Source organism: Bowmanella yangjiangensis (genome assembly GCF_017255015.1).
GTDB classification, from domain to species: domain Bacteria; phylum Pseudomonadota; class Gammaproteobacteria; order Enterobacterales; family Alteromonadaceae; genus Bowmanella; species Bowmanella yangjiangensis.
In genome coordinates this window covers 37,568-60,436 of the sequence record NZ_JAFKCS010000018.1, presented here as the reverse complement: position 1 = coordinate 60,436, position 22,869 = coordinate 37,568, and the positions used below count along the sequence as shown (strand labels likewise).

General features: G+C 48.2%; 23 protein-coding genes. 15 read left to right on the top strand and 8 right to left on the bottom strand.

The genetic code is table 11. The annotated features are described in order from the left end of the window. Positions 1 to 12: 12 nt before the first annotated feature. The 3 genes from pyrH to rpsB all read right to left on the bottom strand — a co-directional run bounded on the left by pyrH (position 13) and on the right by rpsB (position 2,656). On the bottom strand, positions 13 to 753 hold the full coding sequence (pyrH, locus tag J0A65_RS16260) for a UMP kinase (protein ID WP_206595376.1): 741 nt from the start codon (positions 751 to 753) through the stop codon (positions 13 to 15). A gap of 188 nt (positions 754 to 941) precedes the next feature. Further along, positions 942 to 1,814: a translation elongation factor Ts gene (gene tsf / locus J0A65_RS16255; RefSeq protein WP_206595375.1), complete on the bottom strand. Its 873-nt coding sequence runs from the start codon at positions 1,812 to 1,814 to the stop codon at positions 942 to 944. A 113-nt stretch (positions 1,815 to 1,927) separates the two neighbouring features. Beyond that, positions 1,928 to 2,656, bottom strand: a complete 729-nt coding sequence (gene rpsB / locus J0A65_RS16250) for a 30S ribosomal protein S2 (protein WP_206595374.1) — start codon at positions 2,654 to 2,656, stop codon at positions 1,928 to 1,930. Between the two features lie 287 nt (positions 2,657 to 2,943). Between rpsB and map the strand changes: the two genes are divergently transcribed. The 3 genes from map to dapD are packed head-to-tail and all read left to right on the top strand — an operon-like array spanning position 2,944 to position 7,204. Further along, entirely contained in the window at positions 2,944 to 3,729 is a 786-nt protein-coding gene (map, locus tag J0A65_RS16245; protein ID WP_206595373.1) for a type I methionyl aminopeptidase, read from the top strand. 14 nt (positions 3,730 to 3,743) lie between these two features. Then, positions 3,744 to 6,392: a [protein-PII] uridylyltransferase gene (gene glnD / locus J0A65_RS16240; RefSeq protein ID WP_206595372.1), complete on the top strand. Its 2,649-nt coding sequence runs from the start codon at positions 3,744 to 3,746 to the stop codon at positions 6,390 to 6,392. Next, on the top strand, positions 6,380 to 7,204 hold the full coding sequence (gene dapD / locus J0A65_RS16235; protein WP_206595371.1) for a 2,3,4,5-tetrahydropyridine-2,6-dicarboxylate N-succinyltransferase: 825 nt from the start codon (positions 6,380 to 6,382) through the stop codon (positions 7,202 to 7,204). Before glnD ends, dapD begins: the two co-directional genes overlap by 13 nt. An 81-nt stretch (positions 7,205 to 7,285) precedes the next feature. Here dapD and J0A65_RS16230 read toward each other — a convergent pair whose 3' ends face one another. Together J0A65_RS16230 and truC are read right to left on the bottom strand one after the other, a co-directional pair. Beyond that, positions 7,286 to 7,723 carry a flavodoxin domain-containing protein gene (locus J0A65_RS16230; RefSeq protein WP_206595370.1) on the bottom strand — a complete coding sequence of 146 codons (438 nt, stop codon included), beginning with the start codon at positions 7,721 to 7,723 and terminating at the stop codon, positions 7,286 to 7,288. A gap of 10 nt (positions 7,724 to 7,733) precedes the next feature. Continuing rightward, positions 7,734 to 8,789 (bottom strand): tRNA pseudouridine(65) synthase TruC, encoded by a 1,056-nt coding sequence (gene truC, locus J0A65_RS27420; RefSeq protein WP_206595369.1) that lies wholly within the window; start codon positions 8,787 to 8,789, stop codon positions 7,734 to 7,736. A gap of 95 nt (positions 8,790 to 8,884) precedes the next feature. Between truC and J0A65_RS16220 the strand changes: the two genes are divergently transcribed. Together J0A65_RS16220 and J0A65_RS16215 are read left to right on the top strand one after the other, a co-directional pair. Continuing rightward, complete coding sequence (locus J0A65_RS16220) at positions 8,885 to 9,904, top strand: DUF3549 family protein (RefSeq protein ID WP_206595368.1); 1,020 nt, start codon at positions 8,885 to 8,887, stop codon at positions 9,902 to 9,904. Further along, the gene (locus tag J0A65_RS16215; RefSeq protein ID WP_206595367.1) at positions 9,901 to 10,203 is read left to right on the top strand and encodes a DUF3301 domain-containing protein; all 303 of its coding nucleotides are present in this window, start codon (positions 9,901 to 9,903) and stop codon (positions 10,201 to 10,203) included. Before J0A65_RS16220 ends, J0A65_RS16215 begins: the two co-directional genes overlap by 4 nt. Before the next feature lie 633 nt (positions 10,204 to 10,836). Here J0A65_RS16215 and J0A65_RS16210 read toward each other — a convergent pair. Continuing rightward, positions 10,837 to 11,472 (bottom strand): GNAT family N-acetyltransferase, encoded by a 636-nt coding sequence (locus tag J0A65_RS16210; RefSeq protein WP_206595366.1) that lies wholly within the window; start codon positions 11,470 to 11,472, stop codon positions 10,837 to 10,839. 94 nt (positions 11,473 to 11,566) lie between these two features. On the opposite strand from J0A65_RS16210, the gene J0A65_RS16205 reads away from it, so the two are divergent. Further along, positions 11,567 to 11,794, top strand: a complete 228-nt coding sequence (locus tag J0A65_RS16205) for a DUF2789 domain-containing protein (protein WP_206595365.1) — start codon at positions 11,567 to 11,569, stop codon at positions 11,792 to 11,794. Positions 11,795 to 11,808: 14 nt separating this feature from the next. On the opposite strand, the gene J0A65_RS16200 is transcribed toward J0A65_RS16205, so the two are convergent. Continuing rightward, positions 11,809 to 12,168 carry a DUF3192 domain-containing protein gene (locus J0A65_RS16200; RefSeq protein WP_206595364.1) on the bottom strand — a complete coding sequence of 120 codons (360 nt, stop codon included), beginning with the start codon at positions 12,166 to 12,168 and terminating at the stop codon, positions 11,809 to 11,811. Between the two features lie 161 nt (positions 12,169 to 12,329). Here J0A65_RS16200 and J0A65_RS16195 point away from each other — a divergent pair, with 161 nt between their 5' ends. Next, the gene (locus J0A65_RS16195) at positions 12,330 to 12,626 is read left to right on the top strand and encodes a hypothetical protein (protein ID WP_206595363.1); all 297 of its coding nucleotides are present in this window, start codon (positions 12,330 to 12,332) and stop codon (positions 12,624 to 12,626) included. Positions 12,627 to 12,633: 7 nt separating this feature from the next. Here the strand turns inward: J0A65_RS16195 and syd are convergent, their stop codons facing one another. After that, positions 12,634 to 13,173, bottom strand: a complete 540-nt coding sequence (syd, locus tag J0A65_RS16190) for a SecY-interacting protein (protein WP_206595362.1) — start codon at positions 13,171 to 13,173, stop codon at positions 12,634 to 12,636. 61 nt (positions 13,174 to 13,234) lie between these two features. Here syd and queF point away from each other — a divergent pair, with 61 nt between their 5' ends. The 8 genes from queF (at position 13,235) to J0A65_RS16150 (ending at position 22,861) form a co-directional block, all read left to right on the top strand. Continuing rightward, the gene (gene queF / locus J0A65_RS16185; protein WP_206595361.1) at positions 13,235 to 14,071 is read left to right on the top strand and encodes an NADPH-dependent 7-cyano-7-deazaguanine reductase QueF; all 837 of its coding nucleotides are present in this window, start codon (positions 13,235 to 13,237) and stop codon (positions 14,069 to 14,071) included. Positions 14,072 to 14,465: 394 nt separating this feature from the next. Further along, positions 14,466 to 16,019: a GGDEF domain-containing protein gene (locus J0A65_RS16180; protein WP_206595360.1), complete on the top strand. Its 1,554-nt coding sequence runs from the start codon at positions 14,466 to 14,468 to the stop codon at positions 16,017 to 16,019. Continuing rightward, positions 16,019 to 17,383 carry a nucleotide 5'-monophosphate nucleosidase PpnN gene (ppnN, locus tag J0A65_RS16175; protein ID WP_206595359.1) on the top strand — a complete coding sequence of 455 codons (1,365 nt, stop codon included), beginning with the start codon at positions 16,019 to 16,021 and terminating at the stop codon, positions 17,381 to 17,383. The genes J0A65_RS16180 and ppnN overlap by 1 nt, the downstream gene beginning before the upstream one ends. Before the next feature lie 104 nt (positions 17,384 to 17,487). Next, a complete protein-coding gene (locus J0A65_RS16170; protein WP_206595358.1) occupies positions 17,488 to 17,865 on the top strand; it encodes a DUF3192 domain-containing protein in 378 nt (125 codons plus the stop codon). Beyond that, positions 17,862 to 19,517, top strand: a complete 1,656-nt coding sequence (locus J0A65_RS16165) for a hypothetical protein (RefSeq protein ID WP_206595357.1) — start codon at positions 17,862 to 17,864, stop codon at positions 19,515 to 19,517. Before J0A65_RS16170 ends, J0A65_RS16165 begins: the two co-directional genes overlap by 4 nt. Positions 19,518 to 19,662: 145 nt before the next feature. Further along, entirely contained in the window at positions 19,663 to 20,670 is a 1,008-nt protein-coding gene (locus tag J0A65_RS16160) for an isocitrate dehydrogenase (protein WP_206595356.1), read from the top strand. Positions 20,671 to 21,021: 351 nt separating this feature from the next. Continuing rightward, positions 21,022 to 21,327, top strand: coding sequence for a ComEA family DNA-binding protein (locus J0A65_RS16155; RefSeq protein WP_232850009.1), 306 nt, complete (start codon positions 21,022 to 21,024; stop codon positions 21,325 to 21,327). Positions 21,328 to 21,445: 118 nt separating this feature from the next. Next, positions 21,446 to 22,861 carry a mannose-1-phosphate guanylyltransferase/mannose-6-phosphate isomerase gene (locus J0A65_RS16150; RefSeq protein ID WP_206595355.1) on the top strand — a complete coding sequence of 472 codons (1,416 nt, stop codon included), beginning with the start codon at positions 21,446 to 21,448 and terminating at the stop codon, positions 22,859 to 22,861. Positions 22,862 to 22,869 lie beyond the last annotated feature (8 nt).

Here is a 22,869-nt window from a genome sequence, read left to right as displayed (position 1 = left end):
TGTCTGCAGTGCTTAGTTGATGTTATCCAGGTGGTCGATCAAAGTACCTTCATTCTCTCCCATTACCACAGCCTTCAAACAGCCAGGCTTGTTCATATTGAACACGCGAATAGGCAAATTATGGTCGCGAGCCAGGGTAAAGGCGGCCAGATCCATCACCTTGAGTTCTTTCTCAAGCACTTCCTGATAACTTAATTGCTCATACATAACGGCGTTCGGATTCTTAGCCGGATCCGAGTCGTATACGCCATCCACTTTAGTACCTTTGAGTACGGCGTCGGCTTCAATTTCAATACCGCGTAAACAAGCAGCGGAATCGGTAGTAAAGAACGGGTTACCGGTACCGGCGGCAAATATAACCACACGGCCGGACTTAAGCAGGCTGATGGCTTCCGCCCAGTTGTAGGCATCGCACACGCCATTCAATGGAATCGCGGACATCAGACGAGCGTTCACAAAGGCGCGATGCAGAGCATCTCGCATAGCCAGGCCGTTCATCACAGTTGCCAGCATCCCCATATGGTCACCTACCACACGATTCATACCAGCTTTGGCCAGACCTTCACCGCGGAACAGGTTACCACCACCGATAACCAAGCCTACCTGTACACCTAATTCAACCAGCTCCTTGATTTCCTGAGCCATGCGATCCAGCACTTTGGGATCGATGCCAAAACCTTCTTCGCCCATCAGGGCTTCACCGCTGAGTTTCAATAATATGCGTCGATAGGCGGATTTTGGATTGATACTCATTGAAAAGATGCTTCCTGTAATATCTGGTTGACCTGCGCCCCAGCCCTAAAATTAGTCGCTACGGCAGTAAAGTCTTGGGGGCTAGTGGCAAATTCTCTCAGAAAATCCACCACATAGTAAAAGGCACCCCAATTGAGGTGCCCGTAGTTTATATGACAATGCCTTGAGGCAAAAGTCACAGACTCTATTTATTTCTTGGCAGCAGCCATCTGAGCCTGTACTTCTGCGGCGAAGTCTTCGGTCTTCTTCTCGATACCTTCACCCACTTCGAAGCGTACGAAGTTGATAGCGTCAGCGTTAGCTGCTTTGAGCAACTGACCAACAGTTTGTGAAGGATCTTTCACGAAAGGCTGACCAGTCAGGCTGATTTCGCCAGTGAATTTGCTCATGCGGCCGGCAACCATCTTCTCTGCGATGTCAGCAGGCTTGCCGCTTTGCATAGCGATGTCGATTTGGATCGCCTTTTCTTTCTCTACCACATCGGCAGGTACTTGCTCAGGCTTAACAAATTGCGGGTTGCTGGCGGCAACGTGCATGGCAACGTCTTTGGCCAGGTCGCTCTCGCCACCTTGCAGGATAGCCAGAACACCGATACGGCCACCATGAACGTAGGCACCCAGGTTGTCACCTTCAATGGTTACTACGCGACGAACGTTGATGTTTTCACCGATTTTAGCCACCAGGGTATCACGTACGTCAGAAACTTTAGCGCCGTCGATTTCCAGACCATTCAGCACTTCTACGTCGTTAACTTTATTGGCCAGAGCCAGAGCAACAACTTTAGCACCGAAAGCCAGGAAGCTTTCGTCACGGGCAACGAAGTCAGTTTCGCAGTTCAGTTCCATCATTACCGCGGTGTTGCCTTCAACGGCAGTCAGGATCACACCTTCAGCGGCAATACGGCCAGCTTTCTTGGCGGCTTTAGCCTGACCAGATTTACGCATGTTCTCAATCGCCAGTTCAATATCACCAGCGGTTTCTTCCAGCGCTTTTTTACAATCCAGCATACCGGCACCGGTACGCTCACGAAGTTCTTTTACTAGGGCTGCAGTCACTGCCATTTTGTTTTCCTCAGTAGATTTGTTCGTATGGAACACAAGGGCTTAACGCCCTTGTGTTATGACATCCTCTGGACAGGCCAGTGTTCCAGCCTGTCGTGACAAAGGAATGACGATTATTCAGCTTCTACGAAGTCGTCGCTTTCAGCCTGAGTTTCCAGGTTCTGTTCGCGACCCTGGTTAACAGCAGCAGCAGCAGCATTCAGGTACAACTGAACGGCACGGATGGCGTCGTCGTTACCTGGGATGATGTAGTCTACGCCGTCTGGATCAGAGTTAGTATCTACTACAGATACAACTGGGATACCCAGGTTTCTGGCTTCAGTGATGGCAATGTGCTCATGGTCGGCATCGATCACAAACAGAACATCAGGCAAACCGCCCATGTCTTTGATACCACCCAGGCTGGATTCCAACTTTTCCATTTCGCGAGTCAGCATCAGCGCTTCTTTCTTGGTCAGCTTCTCGAACGTACCGTCCTGAGCTTGCTGTTCCAGATCTTTCAGACGCTTGATAGATTGACGAACGGTTTTCCAGTTAGTCAGCATACCGCCCAACCAGCGCTTGTTCACATAGAACTGGTCACAGCTCTGTGCTGCTTCTTTAACAGCTTCAGAAGCCGCGCGCTTAGTACCAACGAACAGGATCTTACCTTTACGGGCAGAAACGCCAGACAGGAAGCTCAATGCGTTGTTGAACAAAGGAACGGTTTTTTCCAGGTTGATGATATGAACCTTGTTACGTGCGCCGAAGATGAAAGGTTTCATTTTCGGGTTCCAGTAACGGGTCTGGTGACCGAAGTGCACGCCGGCTTGCAGCATGTCACGCATAGATACGTTTGCCATTAGATTTTCCTCAAATGGGGTTAGGCCTCCATGCATCCCAGTCTTCGATCCTTAAGGGTAAACCCCGCCAGACACCCCGAAAACCGTGTCGATGCATGTGTGTTATTTAGTGTTTGCATCGCCACCTCATAACTGAGGCGGACAAAATGCGCGCGCTTTATACCATAAAGCAGCTATAACTTACAACCATGGGTTATTTTATCCGAGCCAATCGAACCTATACAGTGTGCAGCCTAGCAGCTAGAATGCGGCCTGTTGTTTATTACTGATATGACGTTGGAATCCTTTTGACAGCCATAATCAAAACCCCTGAAGAAATCGCCAAAATGAGAACCGCCGGCCAATTGGCCGCTGAGGTTCTGGAAATGATCGGCCCTTATGTAAAGAAGGGTGTAACCACAGATGAGCTTAATGCCATTTGTCATGACTATATCGTCAATCAGCAGCAGGCCATTCCGGCACCTCTTAATTATCACGGTTTTCCCAAGTCCATCTGTACGTCGGTCAACCATGTAATTTGTCATGGCATCCCCTCTGACAAAGCCCTAAAAGACGGTGACATTATCAATATCGATGTCACAGTTATCAAAGACGGCTATCACGGCGACACGTCAAAGATGTTTGTTGTCGGCCAGCCTTCCATCCTGGCGGAACGCTTAATGCGTGTTACCCAGGAATGCATGTATAAAGGTATCGAGTTAGTGCGTCCCGGGGTGCATTTAGGCGATATAGGCCATGTTATCCAGGTTCATGCAGAGCAGCACGGCTACTCAGTGGTACGCGAATATTGCGGCCACGGCATAGGTGCCGATTTCCATGAAGAGCCGCAGGTGCTGCATTATGGGCGCCCTGGCACAGGTGACATTCTGCAGGAAGGTATGTGCCTGACCATCGAGCCTATGATTAATGCCGGCAAACGCCAATCTAAGCTGCTGAAAGACGGCTGGACTGTCGTGACCAAAGACCGCAGCCTGAGTGCCCAGTGGGAACATACCATCTTAGTAACAGCAACAGGCTGCGAGATTCTGACACTGCGCAATGACGATACGCTGGCTCGCATTATCAATCACTAATCAAGGGGTTTGTCTTGGCGCTGCAAAATCTGCTTGGCGACATTAATCAGTTAGACGATGTGAACAACGTGGGCGCTTTCAAAGCCTGCGTTGAAAACAGCTACCGCTGGCTGAACAGTGAGTCGTCGCAGGTGGATGTTGCCCATCTGGTTACCGGGCGCGCGGTATTTGTTGATGCACTGCTGCGTCAGGCATGGCAGTTACTGCAACTGGATACCTACAGTGACTTGTCTCTTGTTGCTGTTGGCGGATATGGCAGAGGTCAACTGCAGCCTTACTCTGATGTGGATTTACTGCTGCTTAGCGTCAAAACGCCCAATGATGAGATTAAAGAAAAGCTGGGACGCTTTATCACCCTACTTTGGGATATCGGTCTGGATGTTGGCCAGTCTGTACGTACCGTAAAAGAAACCATCAAGCTAGCAAACCAGGATATCACCATTGCTACCAACCTGGTCGAAGCCAGGCTACTCAGTGGCAGCCTGTCAACCTTCGAACAATTACAAAAGAAGGTACAGAGTCGGGAATTTTGGAGTAGTCAGGACTTCTTCCTGGCCAAATATGAAGAGCAGGTTCAGCGTCATGCCAAGTTTAACGGCACCTCTTATAATCTAGAGCCTAACGTTAAAGAAAATCCGGGTTGCCTGAGAGATATCCAAAGCATAGGTTGGGTCGCCAAAAAGCATTTTAAGGTGCTTAAAGGTCGCGAGTTAGTAGAACACGGGTATTTTACTGCCCGTGAATTTGAAGAGCTCATAGAATGTCGTAATCACTTGTGGCGCATACGCTACAGTCTGCATTTGGTGGCCGGACGCAGTGAAAATCGCCTGCTATTTGACTACCAGCCACAAGTTGCCAAGCGCCTTGGTTACGGTGAGGAAGGAAAAGCCTCCGTAGAAACCATGATGAAAGCCTTTTTTCGCACAGTACGGCGCATCAGTGAACTGAACGAAATGCTGTTGCAGCATTTCCGCCACGATATCCTTGCTCTCAAAGTGCGTAACCATCAGGTGATAAACCAAGACTTTGCCTTGGCTGATGGATTGTTGCAAGCTCGCCATGAAGCAGTTTTTGACAGCCCGGAAAAGCTGCTGGGCTTTTTGTTGTTGGTTGCCGATACGCCACAGGCACAAGGGTTGCACTCGGCTACCTTGCGTTTGCTGCGCAATGCCAGACGGCGCTTCCGTGAACATTATTTTTGTGAGCATGAAGGATGTCGGCAGATCTTTATGCAGTTAGTTCGCCACCCTGACTTTTTCGGTCTGGCCTGGGACTTGGCCCACAAGCACGGCATTATGCAAGCCTACCTGCCACAGTGGAATCAGATTGTCGGCATGATGCAGTTTGATCTTTTCCACGCCTATACCGTGGATGAACATACTCACAGACTGATCAAAAATATCTACAGCTACTCACAGCCTCAAGGTGCCAAGAGTTTCCCCCGTTGCCACCGTATAATGCAGAACCTGGATAAACCAGAGTTGCTCTATATTGCCGCTCTTTTCCACGATATTGGTAAAGGGCGTAACGGCGATCACTCCAAGTTGGGTGCTGCAGATTTACAGGAATTCTGTCAACAACATGAACTGTCGAGCAAGGATACCGAGCTGGCTGTGTGGTTGGTAGAACAGCATTTACTTATGTCAGTTACCGCACAGCGCCGGGATATTTACGATCCCGAGGTTATTCACGATTTCGCCGGTAAAGTACGCAACAAGGCATATTTGAACCACCTTTATGCCCTGACACTGGCTGACATTCGGGCCACCAACGATAACCTCTGGAACGACTGGAAATCGTCGCTGTTACGCGAACTCTATCAGATGACTCGCAAGGCATTGGAAAATGGCCTGGAATGCCAGATAGATCTGCAATCGCTGGTCAATGAGCATAAGCAGGAAGCCCTCACCTTACTACGCGAGCAGGGCCACGATTTGGAGCAAGTCACCCGTCTCTGGCGTCGCCTCGACTGGGATTACTTTGTGCGCTTTAAAGCCAGCCAACTGGTTTGGCACACCAGCGTAATTTTGGGGCATGAAGAGCTGGATGAGCAGCAGGTATTGGTGGCGTTATCAGATGATACCTCCAAAGCCGGAACCGAACTGATCTTGTATGGGCGTGATCGGGCCAGTTTATTCGCACAAGTAGCCTCCGTATTGGATAGCCGAAACTGCTCGATTCACGATGCTCAAATAATGAGCACCCAGGATGGTTATGTGCTGGATAGTTTTATTATCCTTGAGCAGGATGGTGGCCGAATTGACTCGGCTTCACGCCGCCAGAGCCTCAAGAATGCCATTCAGACCCAATTGGCCAAACCTGGCCACCAGCATATCAATAATCGCAAGATGCCAAGGCGTATGAAACAATTAAGCGTACCGACAAAAATGCGCTTTTTTACTAACCAGGCCAACATGACCTTGCTGGAACTGGAAGCCCTTGACGCACCTGGCCTGTTGGCCAAAGTCAGTCAGCAATTTGTGGCTTTCGGCCTGTCACTGCATATGGCCAAGATCACCACCATTGGCGAACGCGCAGAAGACCTTTTTATTCTGACCAATGCTCAAGGCCAGGCATTGAGTCAGGAAGAACAGCTTTCTCTTAAAAAACAACTGATCGAAACATTAGATCAACATAACCACGGTGAAACATGTCAGAACTGAAATCCATTATTGAACAAGCTTTTGAACAACGTAACGAACTGAATGCAGCCACGGCTGACGCCAGTATTCATGACGCTGTCGCCCAGGCCATGGCCTTACTGAACAGCGGTAAAGCCCGAGTGGCAGAAAAAATTGCCGGCGAGTGGGTCGTTCACCAATGGCTGAAAAAGGCGGTTCTGTTGTATTTCCGCTTGCATGACAACAAGGTTATGGATGGTGCGGAAAGCCGCTTCTTCGACAAAGTTCCACTTAAATATGCAGACTACAGTGCAGAGCAGTTTGCTGCCGAAGGGGTTCGCGTCGTTCCCCCTGCCACAGTGCGCACCGGAAGCTACATAGGTAAAAACGTAGTATTGATGCCATCTTATGTAAATATCGGCGCCTATGTGGATGAAGGCACGATGGTAGACACCTGGGCTACGGTTGGCTCTTGCGCGCAAATTGGTAAGAATGTACATCTGTCAGGTGGTGTTGGTATCGGCGGTGTATTAGAACCATTGCAAGCTAATCCTACTATCATTGAAGACAACTGCTTTATTGGCGCACGCTCTGAAATCGTCGAAGGCGTGGTGGTTGAAGAAGGCGCAGTTATTTCCATGGGCGTATTTATTGGCCAAAGCACCCGTATTTATGACCGTGAAACCGGTGAAATTCACTACGGCCGCGTGCCTGCAGGCTCAGTGGTAGTGCCTGGCAATCTGCCATCTGCCGACGGAAAGTACAGTCTGTACGCGGCCATCATTGTAAAGAAAGTGGATGCCAAAACCCGTGCCAAAGTGGGCATTAACGCTCTACTGCGCGGCGCAGAGTAATTACTTTATCAAGCTAATGCATAAAGGCGGGACTCCCCGCCTTTTCTATTAACGGCTCCGGAATATCAATACCTTGAACAGTTAGCCAAACACCTGCTTAAGCCAAGGAAGTACCTCATCCTGTGGATCCAGCGTCTCACAAGCGTCCACTTCAAATAGCGGCGCCAGCGCTTCCCCTCTTAATTCCTCAAGCAAAGCAAAAATTTTTCGTCCAGCGCCACAATAAGTGTCGCCATAGCTGCTATCTCCCAACCCCACTACGGCAAAACCTTTACCGTTGAGCAGCGGGAAGCGGGACTCCAGATCGAGAATAAAACCTTCCAGATTAGGTGGTATATCCCCTTGTCCTGTGGTCGAACTGATAAACAGCAACTGCTCGGCTTGCTGAAAGTCCGCAATACCGGGTTCTTCCAACACTTGCGCTTTATGTCCGGCTGCAATTAACTGCTGTTTGGCATCTTCAGCCAACTGCTGTGCATTACCGTAAACACTGCCGTAAAAAATACTGATATCTGCCATAACGCCTCAACTACCCTTTAATTTGATAAGAATGCCATTGTTCCCATAGTGCATCGAAGCGGGGCTCTGTCTCAACCTCAATGCTCAAGGGTTTTTCACTTACCGGATGAATAAGGTCAACCCGCCAGGCACACAACCCCAAGCCGTTAAAATCAAACTGCTCTCGCAGCAAGGCATTGTGCTTACCGTCACCATGATTAACATCACCAACAATAGGGTGGCGGATGTGAGCCATATGACGACGAATTTGATGTTTTCTGCCGGTCTGTGGGTACAATTCAAGCACTGAATAGCGAGCCGTTTTATATGGCCTTACCGGATAAGGCAGCTCATATTGCGCCAAGGTCCGATAGGCAGTCACAGCTGGCTGTGCAGGTTTATCCATTCGTGCTTGTTTGTCGGCAATCTTGTCTAGTTTTTCCTTCAGTGGATAATCAATCAACCCTTCGGCCGGGGTAAATCCCCGCACAATCGCCCGGTAGGTTTTCGTCACTTTCCCTAAGGTAAATTGCTCCGTCATTTTGCGCGCCACATCCTGGCTAAGGGCGAATAACAAAACTCCTGAGGTCGGCTTATCCAATCTATGTATGGTGTATACGGTCTTTCCCAGTTGATCACGCACCGCTTGCATGGCAAATCGGGTTTCATATTTATCGATTAAACTGCGATGAACCAATAAACCTGCCGGTTTGTGCACAGCAACTAAGTGCTCGTCCTGATAAAGAACAGGTAACACAGGCATAGGTGCATACAAATCATCAAAGGCCTTTAATACATCAAGCAACGGGACAAGTTCAGCTCGAGCTCCCCAACTTTGCTCAGCCATGGGCATCAAACTCATGGTCTGTGGCAATGGCACCTCCTGACCAATAAGTGTTGTCATTCTGGGTAGGAAAACGAACTGCAGCCACTGCTCAAATGCCATGGTATCGATACAGAAAGGAGCCTGGCTGGCCAGTGCTTGTGGCGACGGCGGCTCAGCACGCCACATATTGGTTTGCTGCAAGGCAGTAATAAGTTTGCCTAGCAATTTGTTACTTAACTTGCGTTTTACAAAGTCTGACATGCTATTTCTATCGGGTTATACTTGCCGGCCAATTTCATCTTAATAATGTCGGGCCACGAGCATTAGGCGCCGACAACCTGACATGCAAGAGTAACATGACCAGCATCAGCACACTTAGCGAATTCCTGCTGCAATCCGGCTGTCAGTACCGGGTCTATGATTTAGGCCGGGGTATCCGCAAACTCACTACCCAGCAGTTTCTGGATATCGAAAACAACAAACAGCCCCATCCATACCCACGTTTAGGCTTTGCCTGGATGGCCGTGCTGTTTTGGAACAAGCAGCTTTCCGGCCAACATTACATCTGGTTTTTAAAGCTACCGTTGGACGAACAAGGTATGCTGGTTTGTGCGGCCCGTAACCACTTTTTGGGTATAGTGCTGGAAGCACTGGGGCGACAGATGGACAACAAATCACCGGATGAACTGCCCGAACATCCCTATGGTTTTGTTCCTGGTGCACAACAAATGGCCGACTTTAACAGCCTGGTGAGACATGCCCTTAAGCTACCTGAAACCGAGTATCAGAAAGTTGCCCTGGCTTACCTAAAAAAGCCTGAATATTTTAACTGGCAGGACATCCCCCTACAGGGGCTGGCGGATATTGTCGTCAAACTTGGTGAGGATGAGCTAAGGTCACTTTTTTTAAGCCGATTTGAGCAGTTAAACGAAGCGGTACAGCTTAGTTTGCTCAACTCACTGGAAAACCACAAAATTGATGTCAATCTTAGCGAGTTTGTACTGCAGCAAATGGATACCCATAGACAACAGCCAGTCTGGCAAATAGCTTGTTTACGGGCGTTAAGTCAGAGTCAGGCAGAGGGCTTAGTCACCGCAAGATTAGCGGCGTTACTCAGCGCCCCAACAGAAATCGATACGAATCTAATGATCATTATCTCCGGGCGTCACTGGCAAAGACTGATGCACAAGGATTTACTGAGAACCTTTATGGACCGTTTGGCAATGCAAACTCCCTCTCTGTTTGCCCCGGTTTTTGCCGATTTAGTCAGATTGCCTGAACTCAGAGCAGACATGCTGAGTTTGCTGCGTAGCCCAGATAAAAGTGATGCATTAACCCAAGCCATAGGGCGACTGTTTAGCGAGACACAAGCATGAGCCTAGGAGAATTAACCCTCATCCTGGTAATTATTGCACTGGGTTGGCAATTCTGGCGTATTCGAGCCATGACGGAACAGGCTTACCGCTATATGGATAATTACTGCAACAAACAAGGCTTACAGTTATTGTCATTATCGAGGTACAAAACCCGTATCCGGCCATACCGGGGCAAACTGGATTGGTATTGTGAATTTAATTTTGAATTTTCTGGTAATGGTGAAGATGCTTACCAGGGAAGTTTAGTGATGCAAGGAATGCAAGTTACTGAGACCAACCTGCCGCCTTATCGAGTTTAGTGGCATTAAAAAGAATAAAGGCGTGGTCAAAAGACCACGCCCCTACCAATAACTAATTCCCTTTACGGCATACCATTGCCACTTCCATCCATGTTCCAGCTCCTTCTGGAATCCAGTCCATTTGCCCTTACTCTCCCTGAGTAAGACACTCATCCTGAGTGGATCCCGCTCCTTAGTCCTTCAACAACGCCTCCCTTGTGGCGCGATTCTCTATCCTTGAGTTGTCCTTTTGCATCATCTTGATGCCTTCCTTATGCTTCATCCTTAAAGCGCATCCGTTTCACTTCATCCTGAAGCCAATCCTTTACTTTCATCCTGAAAGTTGTCCGTCTTCCTTCCTTGACCCATCGTGTTTCCTTGTGACAGGGATAAAGATATAGTATCGGCAAATATTTGCTATCCACCCGCCAGTGTCCTACAAGTACAAAGCGTCGAAATCGCAATCAGCTAAAAATTATTAATTTATAAGTATCAATAGGTTGTGAGTTTTCGTAGGAATTTGGAGGCGCTAATAAAAGCAATTTTTCCTACAACATTGTGAGAAATGTCTTACAAAATGAATCGCCATTGTCGTACAGAGGATTTTGGCTAGCTAGCAAGAAACTGCGTGAATGCTGTTAAAAACTTTCAGGACTAAATAGTTTTTGAGTGGAACATTAGGTGTCCGGACAATCTCCCTACCTGTAATTCTGTAACTAAGTCGTAGTCACCATCTTCAAAAAAGCCAAGGCACTTAGGTAAAGTAACGAATACCGCTACCCCCTCGCTTTGCACATTTTCACGCATCAGCGTATCAATAGCACCCATCAATACATGCCCGAGTCCACGATGCTGATGGTCGGGATGCACACCAATAAAGGACAACATGTGATAATGCTTGGCTGGCACTTGCTCTTTGACCTTTTGCTCCTTGTCCATCATTTGCTTGGTACCGAGAAAGCCCGCAGTTAACAGCATTTTCAAGCGCCAATGCCAGAAACGATTGGGCCCAATACTGGCATCTGGCTGTATCAGGCAAGCAACCGCTAACAAGCGTTCATCTTCAAACAAACCTATCATTGGCTGCTTAGCCATCCAAAAGGAATTAAGCTCTTCTCGAATTGCAGCCCGCAGTCGCTCTTCATACCCTTCTTTTTCTGATTGGAAGATGCTCATAAACAAGGGATCATCGTGGTAGGCAAGATATAAAATAGACGCTGCAACTTTCAGATCTTCTGCGGACAGATAAATGGCTTTAACGCTATCTCTTGTGAGTTGTGCCTGACTCATGTTGATCCCAACAAAGTTGTCTATAGTTGTAGACAATACATCAGCATGAGATCTTTGTTAACACTTTGTTATCGAATTCATTGCGGGGGATGTCATGACGCTAACGCCAAGTATTCACGATCTGTTTGAACAATTAGGACTGGAAAATACCGACAACGGCATTAATGGCTTTATCGAACGCCACAAAGGGCTGAACGACAAAGTAAAACTGGAAAATGCGCCGTTTTGGAACCCATCACAGGCACAATTTATTCAGCGTGCGCTGGCGGAAGACGCCGAGTGGGCGGAAATCATCGACCAACTAAACGCCAGGCTACGCTGAATCTTAGCTATGCTTTACCTTTGCTGGTAGGCTGTTTCTCCCCAACCTACCAGTTGGGATTGTTTAAACACCAGCGGGGTGCATTCATCTTTGCTGGTAGTGCCATCACCATGATTACGGTGCGTACGATAAAACAGTACTTGAATGTCTTCTTGATCCTGATGATAAAGTTCACTGAAATCAGGCACACCTAAACGTGCGGTAACCGCTTCAATTGACATCCCGGGTGCCAGGCTGGCAATGGTTTTGCGGTTCATATCTTCTCTTTGTTGCCAGTCAGCTTGCCCATGTTGTTCGGGCTTAACTGAAATAATGCAACCGGACAGCCCCATCAAGGATAAGCTCAGCAAAACGACGGCAATGGGTTTATTCATATAGTTATCTCCAAGGTTGATATGTGTCAGCTCATGGAAAAGCAAACAACAGACCAAAAAGATAACAAATTGATAAATAAAGACTTATTAACCATCAACATGATTGACAGCCAATGATAGAATGCGTGATTAGCTAATAGATAGTTAGATTGACCACATTTATGAATAATGCAGACTACATTCTGTCCCTTTGCCAGGAGTTGGCAGCAGCAGGAAAGGCCCCCTCAGTGGCCTTAGTTAAAGCCAAAGCACAGAAACCCATACCTCTGGCCGATATTTTGTCTGTGCTGCAAAAATGGAAACAGGCACCAGCACAGATGGCTGCGCAGGCACTTCCCAGTAAGGCAACGGAAGTGCTGGTTCCGTCACTTGAGCAACGGGTCGACAAACTCGAAAAGCAACTCGCCGAACTAACCAGCCTGGTAAAACAGCTAAATAAGCACTTGCTAGAAAAGTAACCCGAATCTATTGAGGTGTCAGACTTTCAAGGAAACTGGCAAGATTTTCAGCCAGCACTTCCTTGGCAGGCAACCCCACCCGCTCCAACATCACCTGACCGCTTTGATTGTCTATGCTCAGGATAAAGTCGTCATCATCGGTTACGGCAAAAAACAAGGTGATCGGTTGCTTCAAACGCTTCTTCATTAACACATGGCCAATGAGATTTTGCTGTAAGCGGGCAAAGTCATCCTCATTCCATGGCAACAGCAATTGCAACGGACCACGCGGCGTTATCGCAGCGAGGTTTTCACTCCAATAGGCACTAAAAAATGCTTTGATATCTGGGTGAAAATCGATTTCCAGCGCACGCTCCGTGTCCCTGAAGTCACTGATTTCATGTCTGGCAACCGGCAACCAACGAATCATCCCTTGCGCATCCGGCTCACTTTGTTGGCAAGGTGACAACCAATCGGCATCCCACTGCGTAATTAAAGGGGACTGTGCATTTTGATGGTGCTCCAGATATCGCTGAACAAAGGCCTGCATGCTGGTAATCACGTCCATAACTATGGCTTCACCGCTAAAGAAGATAGAATAGTGGCAGTTTAACCTGCTTAGAAAAACGATGACAGAGAAGAAGCCGAGCAATCCCCTGGCGCACCTCAGCCTGGGTAAAGTGTCTGAGTATATTGACCACTATAGTCCGAACCTCTTACAGGCTGTGCCACGCAGCCTCAACCGTGAGGATCTCGGCATTGTGGAACAACAACCTTTCCACGGGTGCGATATATGGAACGGCTATGAACTATCCTGGTTGAACAAAAAAGGCAAGCCCTGTGTGGCACTGCTACAGGTGACCGTGCCCGCCAACAGTCCGAACCTTATCGAGTCAAAGTCATTCAAACTATATCTGAATAGCTTTAATCAGTGGCGTCTGGCCAATTCACAAGCGCTGACCGATGTCCTACGCCGTGATTTGTCCGTATGCGCAGGTGCAGAGGTTGACGTAAAGTTATTTGATTTGAATGCCGCTAGCGATTTTGCCATTCATCAATACGACGCAGAGTCACTAGATGAGTTGGATATTGAGGTTGATCACTACCAACCTACACCTAATGTACTCAAATGCACAGACACACAGGTACAGCGGACGCACATCAGCCATTTACTTAAGTCCAACTGCTTGATCACCAGTCAGCCGGATTGGGCTAGCGTGATCATTCGTTATCAGGGTAATGAGATCTGCCCAGAGAGTTTGTTGCGTTACTTGATATCATTCAGACAACACAACGAATTTCATGAACAGTGTGTGGAACGAATTTTCTGTGACATTCTGCATCAATGCCAACCTAAAAAGCTAACGGTTTACGCCAGATACACTCGCCGCGGGGGTTTAGACATCAATCCATTCAGAAGTAACTTTGAGACGAACTATCCAAACCACCGCTTAGTCAGACAGTAAATCTGTAACCACAAAAGATTAATTACAAAAAGACTTTCATTTTAAGATTGGCTGAGTAGAATATCCGCAGTTGTTGAATACAGGACTGGAACACACATGCCTCTTAACAATAATAAAAACGACCGGTTACCCTACTATCTGGTCAAACGTCCATTGAACGACGACTGAAACAAAGGGATGGCCATGCCATCCCTTTGTTTTTCAGGTTCCAGAAGCGAGATAAGCGTAATTTTCACAGTTAACAGTCAACGAAAGTACTGCAACTCCCCGCCATTCTTGAAAAAATTGATTATATCCAGAAAAATTCCCATTATACTGACAAGCATAAGCGCTTGAACAAGCAGGCACCGAGCAAGTCTATCTGACCCTGAGCCGCTTTAAAGGACCCATCGGCATGGATAATGAGTCACAATCCAATACTCTGCGAGCAGATATGTCTCCCCAGAATCAGCAGAAAGTGCTGCGCAACTTCAAACATCAAATTGATACTCTGTCGCAGTTTATTCTCCGACTCAGCAAATTTTACGATGGTTTCAATCCCTTACTGGATAGAGAGTTACATGCGCTAAGAGGGCATTTGGTTGGCAAAATGAACTTTGCCATGGCCGAAGTCTGTATTAGTAAACTGACCGGATTGCTGATAGAAAATGCCGACTTCAGCAAACAGCAAAATGCCAAAGTACATGGTTTACTTGAGAATGCCGTCAGCGAATTGCAACGTAACAAATCGCTACCCAAAGAGCTAAAGGAAGATACCCAGCAGTTTCTGCTAACCCTGCAACAAAGTCACACGTCGCTTTTTTCCAGTTATCCATACTTTGACCAAGCGCTCTCTCTCTACCAACGCGCTTTGCAAAGCAGTGTCTCCAAAGACCAAGCTGAGCAGCCTGAAGCAGAAGAGGAAAGTTTTCATCAGCAATTGGTTTGGGAGCTCAGGGATTTAGTCCTGCAGCTTTCCAGTGCCAGCAAAGAACAAGAACTGCAAGAGATTCGTCAACGACTAGAGCAAGGACTGACGCATAACCAATTATTAGAGTGCTGTTTATTGTTAGTACGCGCACTTTCAAAAGAAGTCCTAAAAGACCGCAAGCAGGCTGAACGTTTTATTTCCAGCCTGCATAATACTCTGGGCAATGTCAGTCAGGCTGTGGGGCGTTCTTTAAAAGATAGCCAGGCTGCGTACCAGTTAAAAGTGCAGAATAATCAACAACTCAGACAGCAGCTTAAAGGCATCGAACTGGCAGTTGATGAAACTCAGGACATCGCTTTGCTCAAGCAACAGGCCGGTGAGTATTTGAATAAGATGGCATCCACATTGGATAGCCGGGAACGTGCGGACAAGGAAGAACAACTTGTCCTGATGAACTTACTCAGAGAAATGAAAGACCAACTCAGCGCTCTGGAAAAAGAAGCCTCTGAGTATAAGCAGAAATTGCTACAACAGAAGTACCATAGCCATCACGATCCGCTGACCCAAATTCCCAATCGTTACGCTTACAACGACAGGGTTGAGCTGGAGTATAGGCGCTGGCGCCGCTATGGCACGAATCTGAGCATGGCCTTGGTTGATGTCGACTACTTTAAAAGTATTAATGACAGGTATGGTCATGCCGGTGGCGATAAAACCCTGCAGGTCATTGCACAGAATATTAGCAAATGTCTGCGTTCCACCGATTTCCTTGCCCGCTGGGGAGGGGAAGAGTTTGTTATCCTGTTCCCTCAAACCGCTGTCAACGAACTGGATGCGGTATTAGAGAAAGTTCGTCTGCAGATTGAGAAAATCCCTTTTAGATTCAAAGAGCAGGCCGTCACCATCACCGTCTCAATCGGCGCCGCGGGTTTTAACCGTGAAGATGATGTGGAGGCGGTTTTTGAGCGGGCAGACCGCGCATTATATGATGCTAAGAATCAAGGGCGGAATCGCTGCGTTATCAATAAAGGATCATAATGAAACGAACCGTACAGCTTAACCCCATTGGGGCAATGAGTCTGCTTTCCCAACTGGAAGTCGACCGTCTGAAACGCTCAACCTCCAGTGAACTGTATCAACTCTTTCGCAACTGCAGTCTGGCAGTTTTAAATAGTGGCGCCCACGAAGATAACTTTGAGAATATCTTCTCACCCTACGAAGATTTTGAGATTAATCTGCTACGCCGCGAACGAGGCGTGAAGATTGAACTGATAAATCCCCCAGCCCTGGCATTTGTTGACGACAAGCTGATAAAAGGCGTGCATGAACACCTGTTTGCAGTGCTGCGCGACCTGCTGCATATGGGTGCTCGTTATGAATACAACCTGTGTGTGAATGCCCCCGAGTCCGTGCACACCACGCATATGGTCTTTGATATGCTGCGTAATGCAGAGGTCATCCGACCCAGTGGCGAAGCGAATATGGTGGTATGTTGGGGTGGCCACTCCATCAGCGAGCACGAATATAAGTACACTAAAGAAGTTGGCTACCAACTTGGCCTGCGCGAGCTGAATATTTGTACCGGCTGTGGCCCTGGTGCCATGAAAGGGCCTATGAAAGGCGCCACCATAGGTCATGCCAAACAACGAGTCAGACATGGTCGTTATCTGGGCATTACCGAGCCGAGTATTATTGCCGCAGAGCCGCCGAATCCCATAGTCAATGAACTGGTGATCATGCCGGACATTGAAAAACGCCTGGAGGCCTTTGTCCGCATAGCCCATGCCATTGTGATCTTCCCTGGCGGCGTGGGTACCGCAGAAGAGCTGCTGTATTTACTGGGCATCATGCTGCATGAACAGAATCGCGATCAGGTTGTGCCCATTGTGCTGACGGGCCCCAAAGAGTGTGAAGATTATTTTGCCAGTATTGATCAGTTCGTTGGAGCAACCTTGGGTAAGGAAACACAGAACTTATACACTATTATCGTTGACGATCCGGCTTTGGTTGCCAAAACCATTAAACAAAACCAGTCTGATATCACTGAGTATCGCAAGATGCGCGGAGATGCCTACCAGTTTAATTGGTCGTTGAAAATCGATCCTGAGTTCCAGCAGCCATTCATGCCCACGCACAACAATATGAAGGCCTTGAATCTGCATTTTGATCAACCCAAGGCGCAATTGGCCGCTTCGTTACGCCGTGCATTTTCCGGTATCGTGGCCGGTAATGTAAAAGCTGAAGGAGTGAAACAGATTCGCGAGCAAGGGCCATTTGAAATAAATGGGGACCAAAGCCTGATGAGCATGTTGGACGAATTATTGCAGTCATTTGTGGTACAGCATCGCATGAAACTGCCTGGTAGTAAGTATTTACCTTGCTATAAGGTCGTTAGAGCTTAAATAAAGCTCAGTAGAACAATATCAGCGTCAGAGCCCCCTGTTCTGGCGCGCTAATTTGTGTAGACTCTTGCTGTCACCATTACAAAAACTAAATTCTTGCATTTATGAACAAAACCATCGCAAAACGAATTGGCCTGGGTCTGGTCGTTTATCTGCTGTTTGCCGCCTTGGTATTGCTGTTTTATCCTGATGATCCTAATTCCATGGATTGGAAGGATCGCGAGCAGTACAACAAAGTACAAGTAGGCAAACTTGAGCTTGGTACAAGTCGTCAAGCCATTATTGAATTGATGGGCTCCCCGGATATCAGCGAAGCCAAACGCAGTAACGATGACAAACTACAAGTGATGTTTTATCGCACTCAGCATATGGAGTCTGATGGCATCACGACTATGAATGAATGCACCCCACTGCTGTTTAAAAATGATCAGTTAGTCGCTTGGGGTGAAGGGGCTTATCAGCATTATCTGGATTGGCAGTGAGCCTTGAGCTCAGTGTATTGGTCGAGTTAACCCAGGCGCTAACACAAACGGAATCTTTAGCCGAGCGTGAAGGGTTCAGCACCACCTTCTTGCAACACTGCCAACAGATTGCCAGCCTAACTAAGGTGGCCAGCAAACAGTCTGAGCCGTTTTATGCCCTGCTAGTACTGCGAGTGCATTGTTTATCTGACAAAGCACAACATGCCCTTAACTATCTGGTTGCCACGCAGCTGCTTTGCCAGCGGATGTCGGTTAACGAACATACTGCGCATACCCTGCTGAGTGCCGCGGTCTGCTCGGTATTTTGCCCAGTTCAACAACATCAGGCTCTATTGGACTGGTTAAAACAACGTAATCATTCCCTGTGGTACAGTTCCCTGATTGCCCTGACACGTATACTGCCACATATGCACAAACGGCGCGTGCAATCAGCGCTCAGCAGACTGCAAGCGCTGCAACGTTTAATGCTCCTGGCTGCACTGCTTAGTGACAATAAATCGCATCCAAATGGATTAAGGGGCCAGCTACAATATTGGGCACCAAAACTTCCACCCAGCTTTGTTCCCCTATTGGATAGCCTGTTTCCCTTTCCGGGACTGCTTCCACCAGGAACCGCCGTCAGGCTACCAGATAAAACATCAGCATTGATTCTTTCGTTAACAGCTGATGGTTACCTTGTCAGGCATATTTCCTCGCCAGCGCAACTCAAAACAGTTCCGGTGTGGCAACTTCACCAAGAGGAGGTACAAGAAGTGCTCGCCACTCAGGTAGTTGAGAATATAGAAGAGCTCGGTCTACGCTGGGATGCCCAGTGGCATAACATGCAATCGCAAACTGAAGCTATTTCAGCCTGCAGCAAGTCCAGCTACCCCATTGCGCAGCCACCGGCCAAACTCATCGTGATTCAGGATCTGTTAGGACATGCAGAACCGGATCTCGACAAGCTGGCCCGACACATTGCTGACGAAGGTTTCCTTGCCCATCAACTTAATGAAGATGCCAGCCGCAGAGCGAGACTGAAGCTCCAGTTTGTGGAAGTAAAACATGCCTTGTTATTTCAGGGATTAGCCCGCACCCGTCACTTACTGATCCAACAGGCACTGCTTAGCAGAGTGAACCAACATTATTTTCCATTGCAGGAAAGCCTATTACAGATGACACAAGTACTGGTCAATAGCATGGAGGTTCTTGCCAATCAAAACGGTACTGCAGAACATGGCGAAGTTAAGACATTAGGTTATTTTGCCTGTGCAGGCTTATTTACCAACACCTGGCTCAAAGGCAGAGTAAAACTGCCGCAAAGCGCCTCCCCAAATTATTCGCTGACAGGCCTATTGGCGGTACCCCAGGCCGATGAATTAATCAAGCACGCTATTGCGCTGGCTCAGGGATGGAAACAAGACTCACAGCTCATTCAGGCTCTGAGGTATCATGCATCACCAGCACCTCAAATCCCACGCCCCGCGCGACGCTTAGGATGCTTGCTAGGGCTGGGATTGCTTATGACTCGACAAATTTGGTTTGGCGAGTCCGAAACGACAGAAATGGACTATTATCAGGAAGCGATGGCCTATCTGAGGCTATCTCCGGCGCGCTGGCAATACCTCAAGTGGCAGACTGTGGAAGTAACACACTGTTATTGTCCTAGATAAGCTAAGGTTCATCGGTAGCGGGTAGAAAATCATCGGCTAAAGTGCTATAAAACGCGCCCAGAAATCTGGCGCCTTTTGCGACCAGAGCATATTGCCTGTGGAGCTCTTCCATAGGCCAGCCTGACGACAGACATAGGAATTCTTCATGACTCAACAACGTATTACGGTTATTCGTGGTGACGGCATTGGTCCGGACATCGTTGACGCAGCTATTCAAATTCTGGATAAAGTCGGATGCGATTTTGCCTATGATTACGCCGATGCGGGTTTGGTTGCATTGGAGAACCACGGTGAATTGCTGCCGCAGGAAACCCTCGATCTGATCGCGAAGAACAAAGTGACACTGAAAGGCCCGTTAACAACGCCAGTCGGTGAAGGTTTTACTTCCATTAACGTCAGCCTGCGCAAGAAGTTCCAACTTTACGCAAACGTTCGTCCGGTATTGTCTTTCAAAGGCACCAAGGCCAGATACGAAGACATTGATATTATTACCGTACGTGAGAATACCGAAGGTATGTATTCAGGCTTGGGTCAGGTAGTTTCTGCCGATGGCTCAGAAGCCGAAGCCATGAGCAAAATTACCCGTGAAGGGGCCGAACGTATCGTTACTTTCGCCTACGAACTGGCCGTTCGTGAAGGTCGCAAGAAAGTGACTGCCGTACACAAAGCCAACATTCTGAAATCCACCAGCGGCTTGTTCCTCAAAGTAGCTCGTGAAGTAGCGCAGCGTTATCCACAAATTGAGTCCACCGAGATGATCGTGGACAACTGCTGTATGCAGTTGGTGATGAATCCCCACCAATTTGATGTAATTGTCACCACCAACCTGTTCGGTGACATTCTGTCTGACCTTTGTGCAGGTCTGGTAGGTGGTCTGGGTATGGCGCCTGGTGCCAACATAGGTAAAGACTGTGCCATTTTCGAAGCCGTACACGGCTCTGCTCCGGATATCGCTGGAAAGAACCTGGCTAACCCCACATCGGTTATCCTGGCCTCTATACAAATGCTGGAATACCTGGGCATGGCCGATAAGGCCGAGAAAATCCGTGCTGCAGTGAAAGACGTGATTGAATCCGGTGACCGCACGACTCGTGATTTAGGCGGCTCTCACGGTACCACCGACTTCACTCAGGCAGTACTGGAACGTTTGTAATCGCTTAGCCTTAATACTCAAGCCGGTCTATATGACCGGCTTTTTTATGTCCAGGGAAGGACGGTATGCCGATGTTGTAAGGAGCTTTCATCGGCGATGTCCTAGGATGGACGGGCAGAATAACTGCTCCTGCGTTTTCTGCACTTCCACCATCCCTAGCGAGCGTATGCCACGATCTCATGGATGCGGATGAGTAGCGATGTCCAGTGAAGGACGGTATACCGATGTTGCAGGCCGCCCTTATCGGCGATGTTAAATTTTCCTGGATACCGACCTACCACCTGACGGTTTAAGGTCTACACTTCTATTCGACGCTCAGCGTCAGGACAAGGATGCATAAGGAGAAGGACTATGAGAAAACTCTCTCTTTTACTAGCGATGATGCTTGGGCTTAGTACCCCTGCCCTGGCATCAGATAAGGATGTAAACAAGGAAAATGGGCTACAGGTAGAGGCAGGTGTTACCAGTATCAACATTAACACCGCCTCGGCCAAGGAGTTGATGAAACTGCCAGGAATAGGCAAAAGTAAAGCTGAAGCCATTGTGAAGTACCGTCAGGACAATGGGAACTTTCAATCCGTAGAGGATCTCGCCAAGATCCAGGGTATTGGCAAACAAACCGTCAAGGCCCTGGCAGGAAAAGCCAGCGTGAGGTAACGGCCCTGTTGTCAGGCACAGGGACGTGCCGCGCACATCAGCATATCGCTTATCTCCCCTATACCCCTTCACGCAAGCCGATGTTATGCTTGTAAAAAATCAATCTGGAAGATAGCGAATGAAACCCATAGTGATGGCAGGTGGCACCGGCAGCCGACTTTGGCCCAAGTCCAGGGCGGCATTTCCAAAGCAGTTTTTAACCCTGACTTCAACACAAAGTATGTTGCAAGACACCTTGGCTCGATTAAAAGGGATTGAGCATGAAGCACCAGTGTTTGTTTGTAACGATGCGCACCGTTTTATTGTTGCTGAGCAGTTACTTCAGGCTGGTATTCGCCATGACGGCATATTACTTGAGCCTGTCGGTAGGAACACCGCACCGGCCATAGCCTTAGCAGCGCTGCATGCGACTCAAAATGGTGAAGATCCCATTCTGCTGGTGCTAGCGGCCGATCACCTGATCGAAAATATTGAAGCCTTTCATACTGCTATCCACCATGCAGAATCCCTGGCCAAGCAAGATAAATTAGTCACCTTTGGGATAGTGCCTACCTGTGCCCATACCGGCTATGGCTATATTCGCCAGGGCGATGCCATCAAGGACAGTCAGGGCTTTAACGTGGCCGAATTTGTGGAAAAACCCGACCTCAGTACCGCTGAAAAATATATTTCCTCCGGCGCTTATCTGTGGAACAGCGGTATGTTCATGTTTAAAGCCAGCCGCTATCTGCAGGAACTTGAAAAACACGCTCCAGACATTCTGACCATCTGCCGCCAGGCCATTGCCAGTGAGAGCCAGGACCTCGACTTTGTCCGGGTAGACAGCGATATTTTCTCAGGTTGTCCTTCTGATTCCATCGATTATGCAGTGATGGAAAAAACCAGTGACGCCGCTGTCATTCCCCTAAATGCGGGCTGGAGCGATGTGGGTAGCTGGTCTTCGCTGTGGGAGGTTCAGCCCAAAGATGCTAATGGCAATGTCGTACGCGGCGATGCGATATTGGAGAATGTGCATAATAGCTATGTCAACGCCGAGCAGCGCTTAATTGCATTGGTGGGCATCGACGATGTGGTGGTGGTAGAAACTAAAGACGCCATTTTGGTCGCTCACAAAGACAAGGTACAAGACATCAAAAAGGTCGTCGATACCCTCAAAACGCAGCAGCGACCAGAATTCGAATTCCATCGCGAGGTTTTCCGCCCTTGGGGTAGCTACGATTCTTTGGATCAAGGCAGTCGCTTCCAGGTTAAACGTATTTGTGTCAAACCCGGTGAAAAACTCTCGGTGCAAATGCATCACCACAGAGCCGAACATTGGATTGTAGTGGCCGGTACCGCGCAGGTGACCTGTGACGATGAAACCTTTCTGCTCACGGAGAATGAATCTACCTATATTCCCATTGGCGCTGTACATAGTCTCGAGAATCCCGGCAAGATCCCGTTGGAATTAATCGAGGTACAGTCAGGCTCCTATGTGGGTGAAGACGATATCGTACGCTTTTCAGACCGTTACGGCCGCACTAAGCAAAGCTAAGGGTAAGC

Excerpts from the sequence above, each read along its gene's own strand:
- pyrH (WP_206595376.1), bottom strand. The coding sequence starts at position 753 with ATGAGTATCAATCCAAAATCCGCCTATCGACGCATATTATTGAAACTC.
- tsf (WP_206595375.1), bottom strand. The coding sequence starts at position 1,814 with ATGGCAGTGACTGCAGCCCTAGTAAAAGAACTTCGTGAGCGTACCGGT.
- rpsB (WP_206595374.1), bottom strand. The coding sequence starts at position 2,656 with ATGGCAAACGTATCTATGCGTGACATGCTGCAAGCCGGCGTGCACTTC.
- dapD (WP_206595371.1), top strand. The coding sequence starts at position 6,380 with ATGTCAGAACTGAAATCCATTATTGAACAAGCTTTTGAACAACGTAAC.
- J0A65_RS16230 (WP_206595370.1), bottom strand. The coding sequence starts at position 7,723 with ATGGCAGATATCAGTATTTTTTACGGCAGTGTTTACGGTAATGCACAG.
- truC (WP_206595369.1), bottom strand. The coding sequence starts at position 8,789 with ATGTCAGACTTTGTAAAACGCAAGTTAAGTAACAAATTGCTAGGCAAA.
- J0A65_RS16220 (WP_206595368.1), top strand. The coding sequence starts at position 8,885 with ATGACCAGCATCAGCACACTTAGCGAATTCCTGCTGCAATCCGGCTGT.
- J0A65_RS16215 (WP_206595367.1), top strand. The coding sequence starts at position 9,901 with ATGAGCCTAGGAGAATTAACCCTCATCCTGGTAATTATTGCACTGGGT.
- J0A65_RS16210 (WP_206595366.1), bottom strand. The coding sequence starts at position 11,472 with ATGAGTCAGGCACAACTCACAAGAGATAGCGTTAAAGCCATTTATCTG.
- J0A65_RS16205 (WP_206595365.1), top strand. The coding sequence starts at position 11,567 with ATGACGCTAACGCCAAGTATTCACGATCTGTTTGAACAATTAGGACTG.
- J0A65_RS16200 (WP_206595364.1), bottom strand. The coding sequence starts at position 12,168 with ATGAATAAACCCATTGCCGTCGTTTTGCTGAGCTTATCCTTGATGGGG.
- J0A65_RS16195 (WP_206595363.1), top strand. The coding sequence starts at position 12,330 with ATGAATAATGCAGACTACATTCTGTCCCTTTGCCAGGAGTTGGCAGCA.
- syd (WP_206595362.1), bottom strand. The coding sequence starts at position 13,173 with ATGGACGTGATTACCAGCATGCAGGCCTTTGTTCAGCGATATCTGGAG.
- queF (WP_206595361.1), top strand. The coding sequence starts at position 13,235 with ATGACAGAGAAGAAGCCGAGCAATCCCCTGGCGCACCTCAGCCTGGGT.
- J0A65_RS16180 (WP_206595360.1), top strand. The coding sequence starts at position 14,466 with ATGGATAATGAGTCACAATCCAATACTCTGCGAGCAGATATGTCTCCC.
- ppnN (WP_206595359.1), top strand. The coding sequence starts at position 16,019 with ATGAAACGAACCGTACAGCTTAACCCCATTGGGGCAATGAGTCTGCTT.
- J0A65_RS16170 (WP_206595358.1), top strand. The coding sequence starts at position 17,488 with ATGAACAAAACCATCGCAAAACGAATTGGCCTGGGTCTGGTCGTTTAT.
- J0A65_RS16160 (WP_206595356.1), top strand. The coding sequence starts at position 19,663 with ATGACTCAACAACGTATTACGGTTATTCGTGGTGACGGCATTGGTCCG.
- J0A65_RS16155 (WP_232850009.1), top strand. The coding sequence starts at position 21,022 with ATGAGAAAACTCTCTCTTTTACTAGCGATGATGCTTGGGCTTAGTACC.
- J0A65_RS16150 (WP_206595355.1), top strand. The coding sequence starts at position 21,446 with ATGAAACCCATAGTGATGGCAGGTGGCACCGGCAGCCGACTTTGGCCC.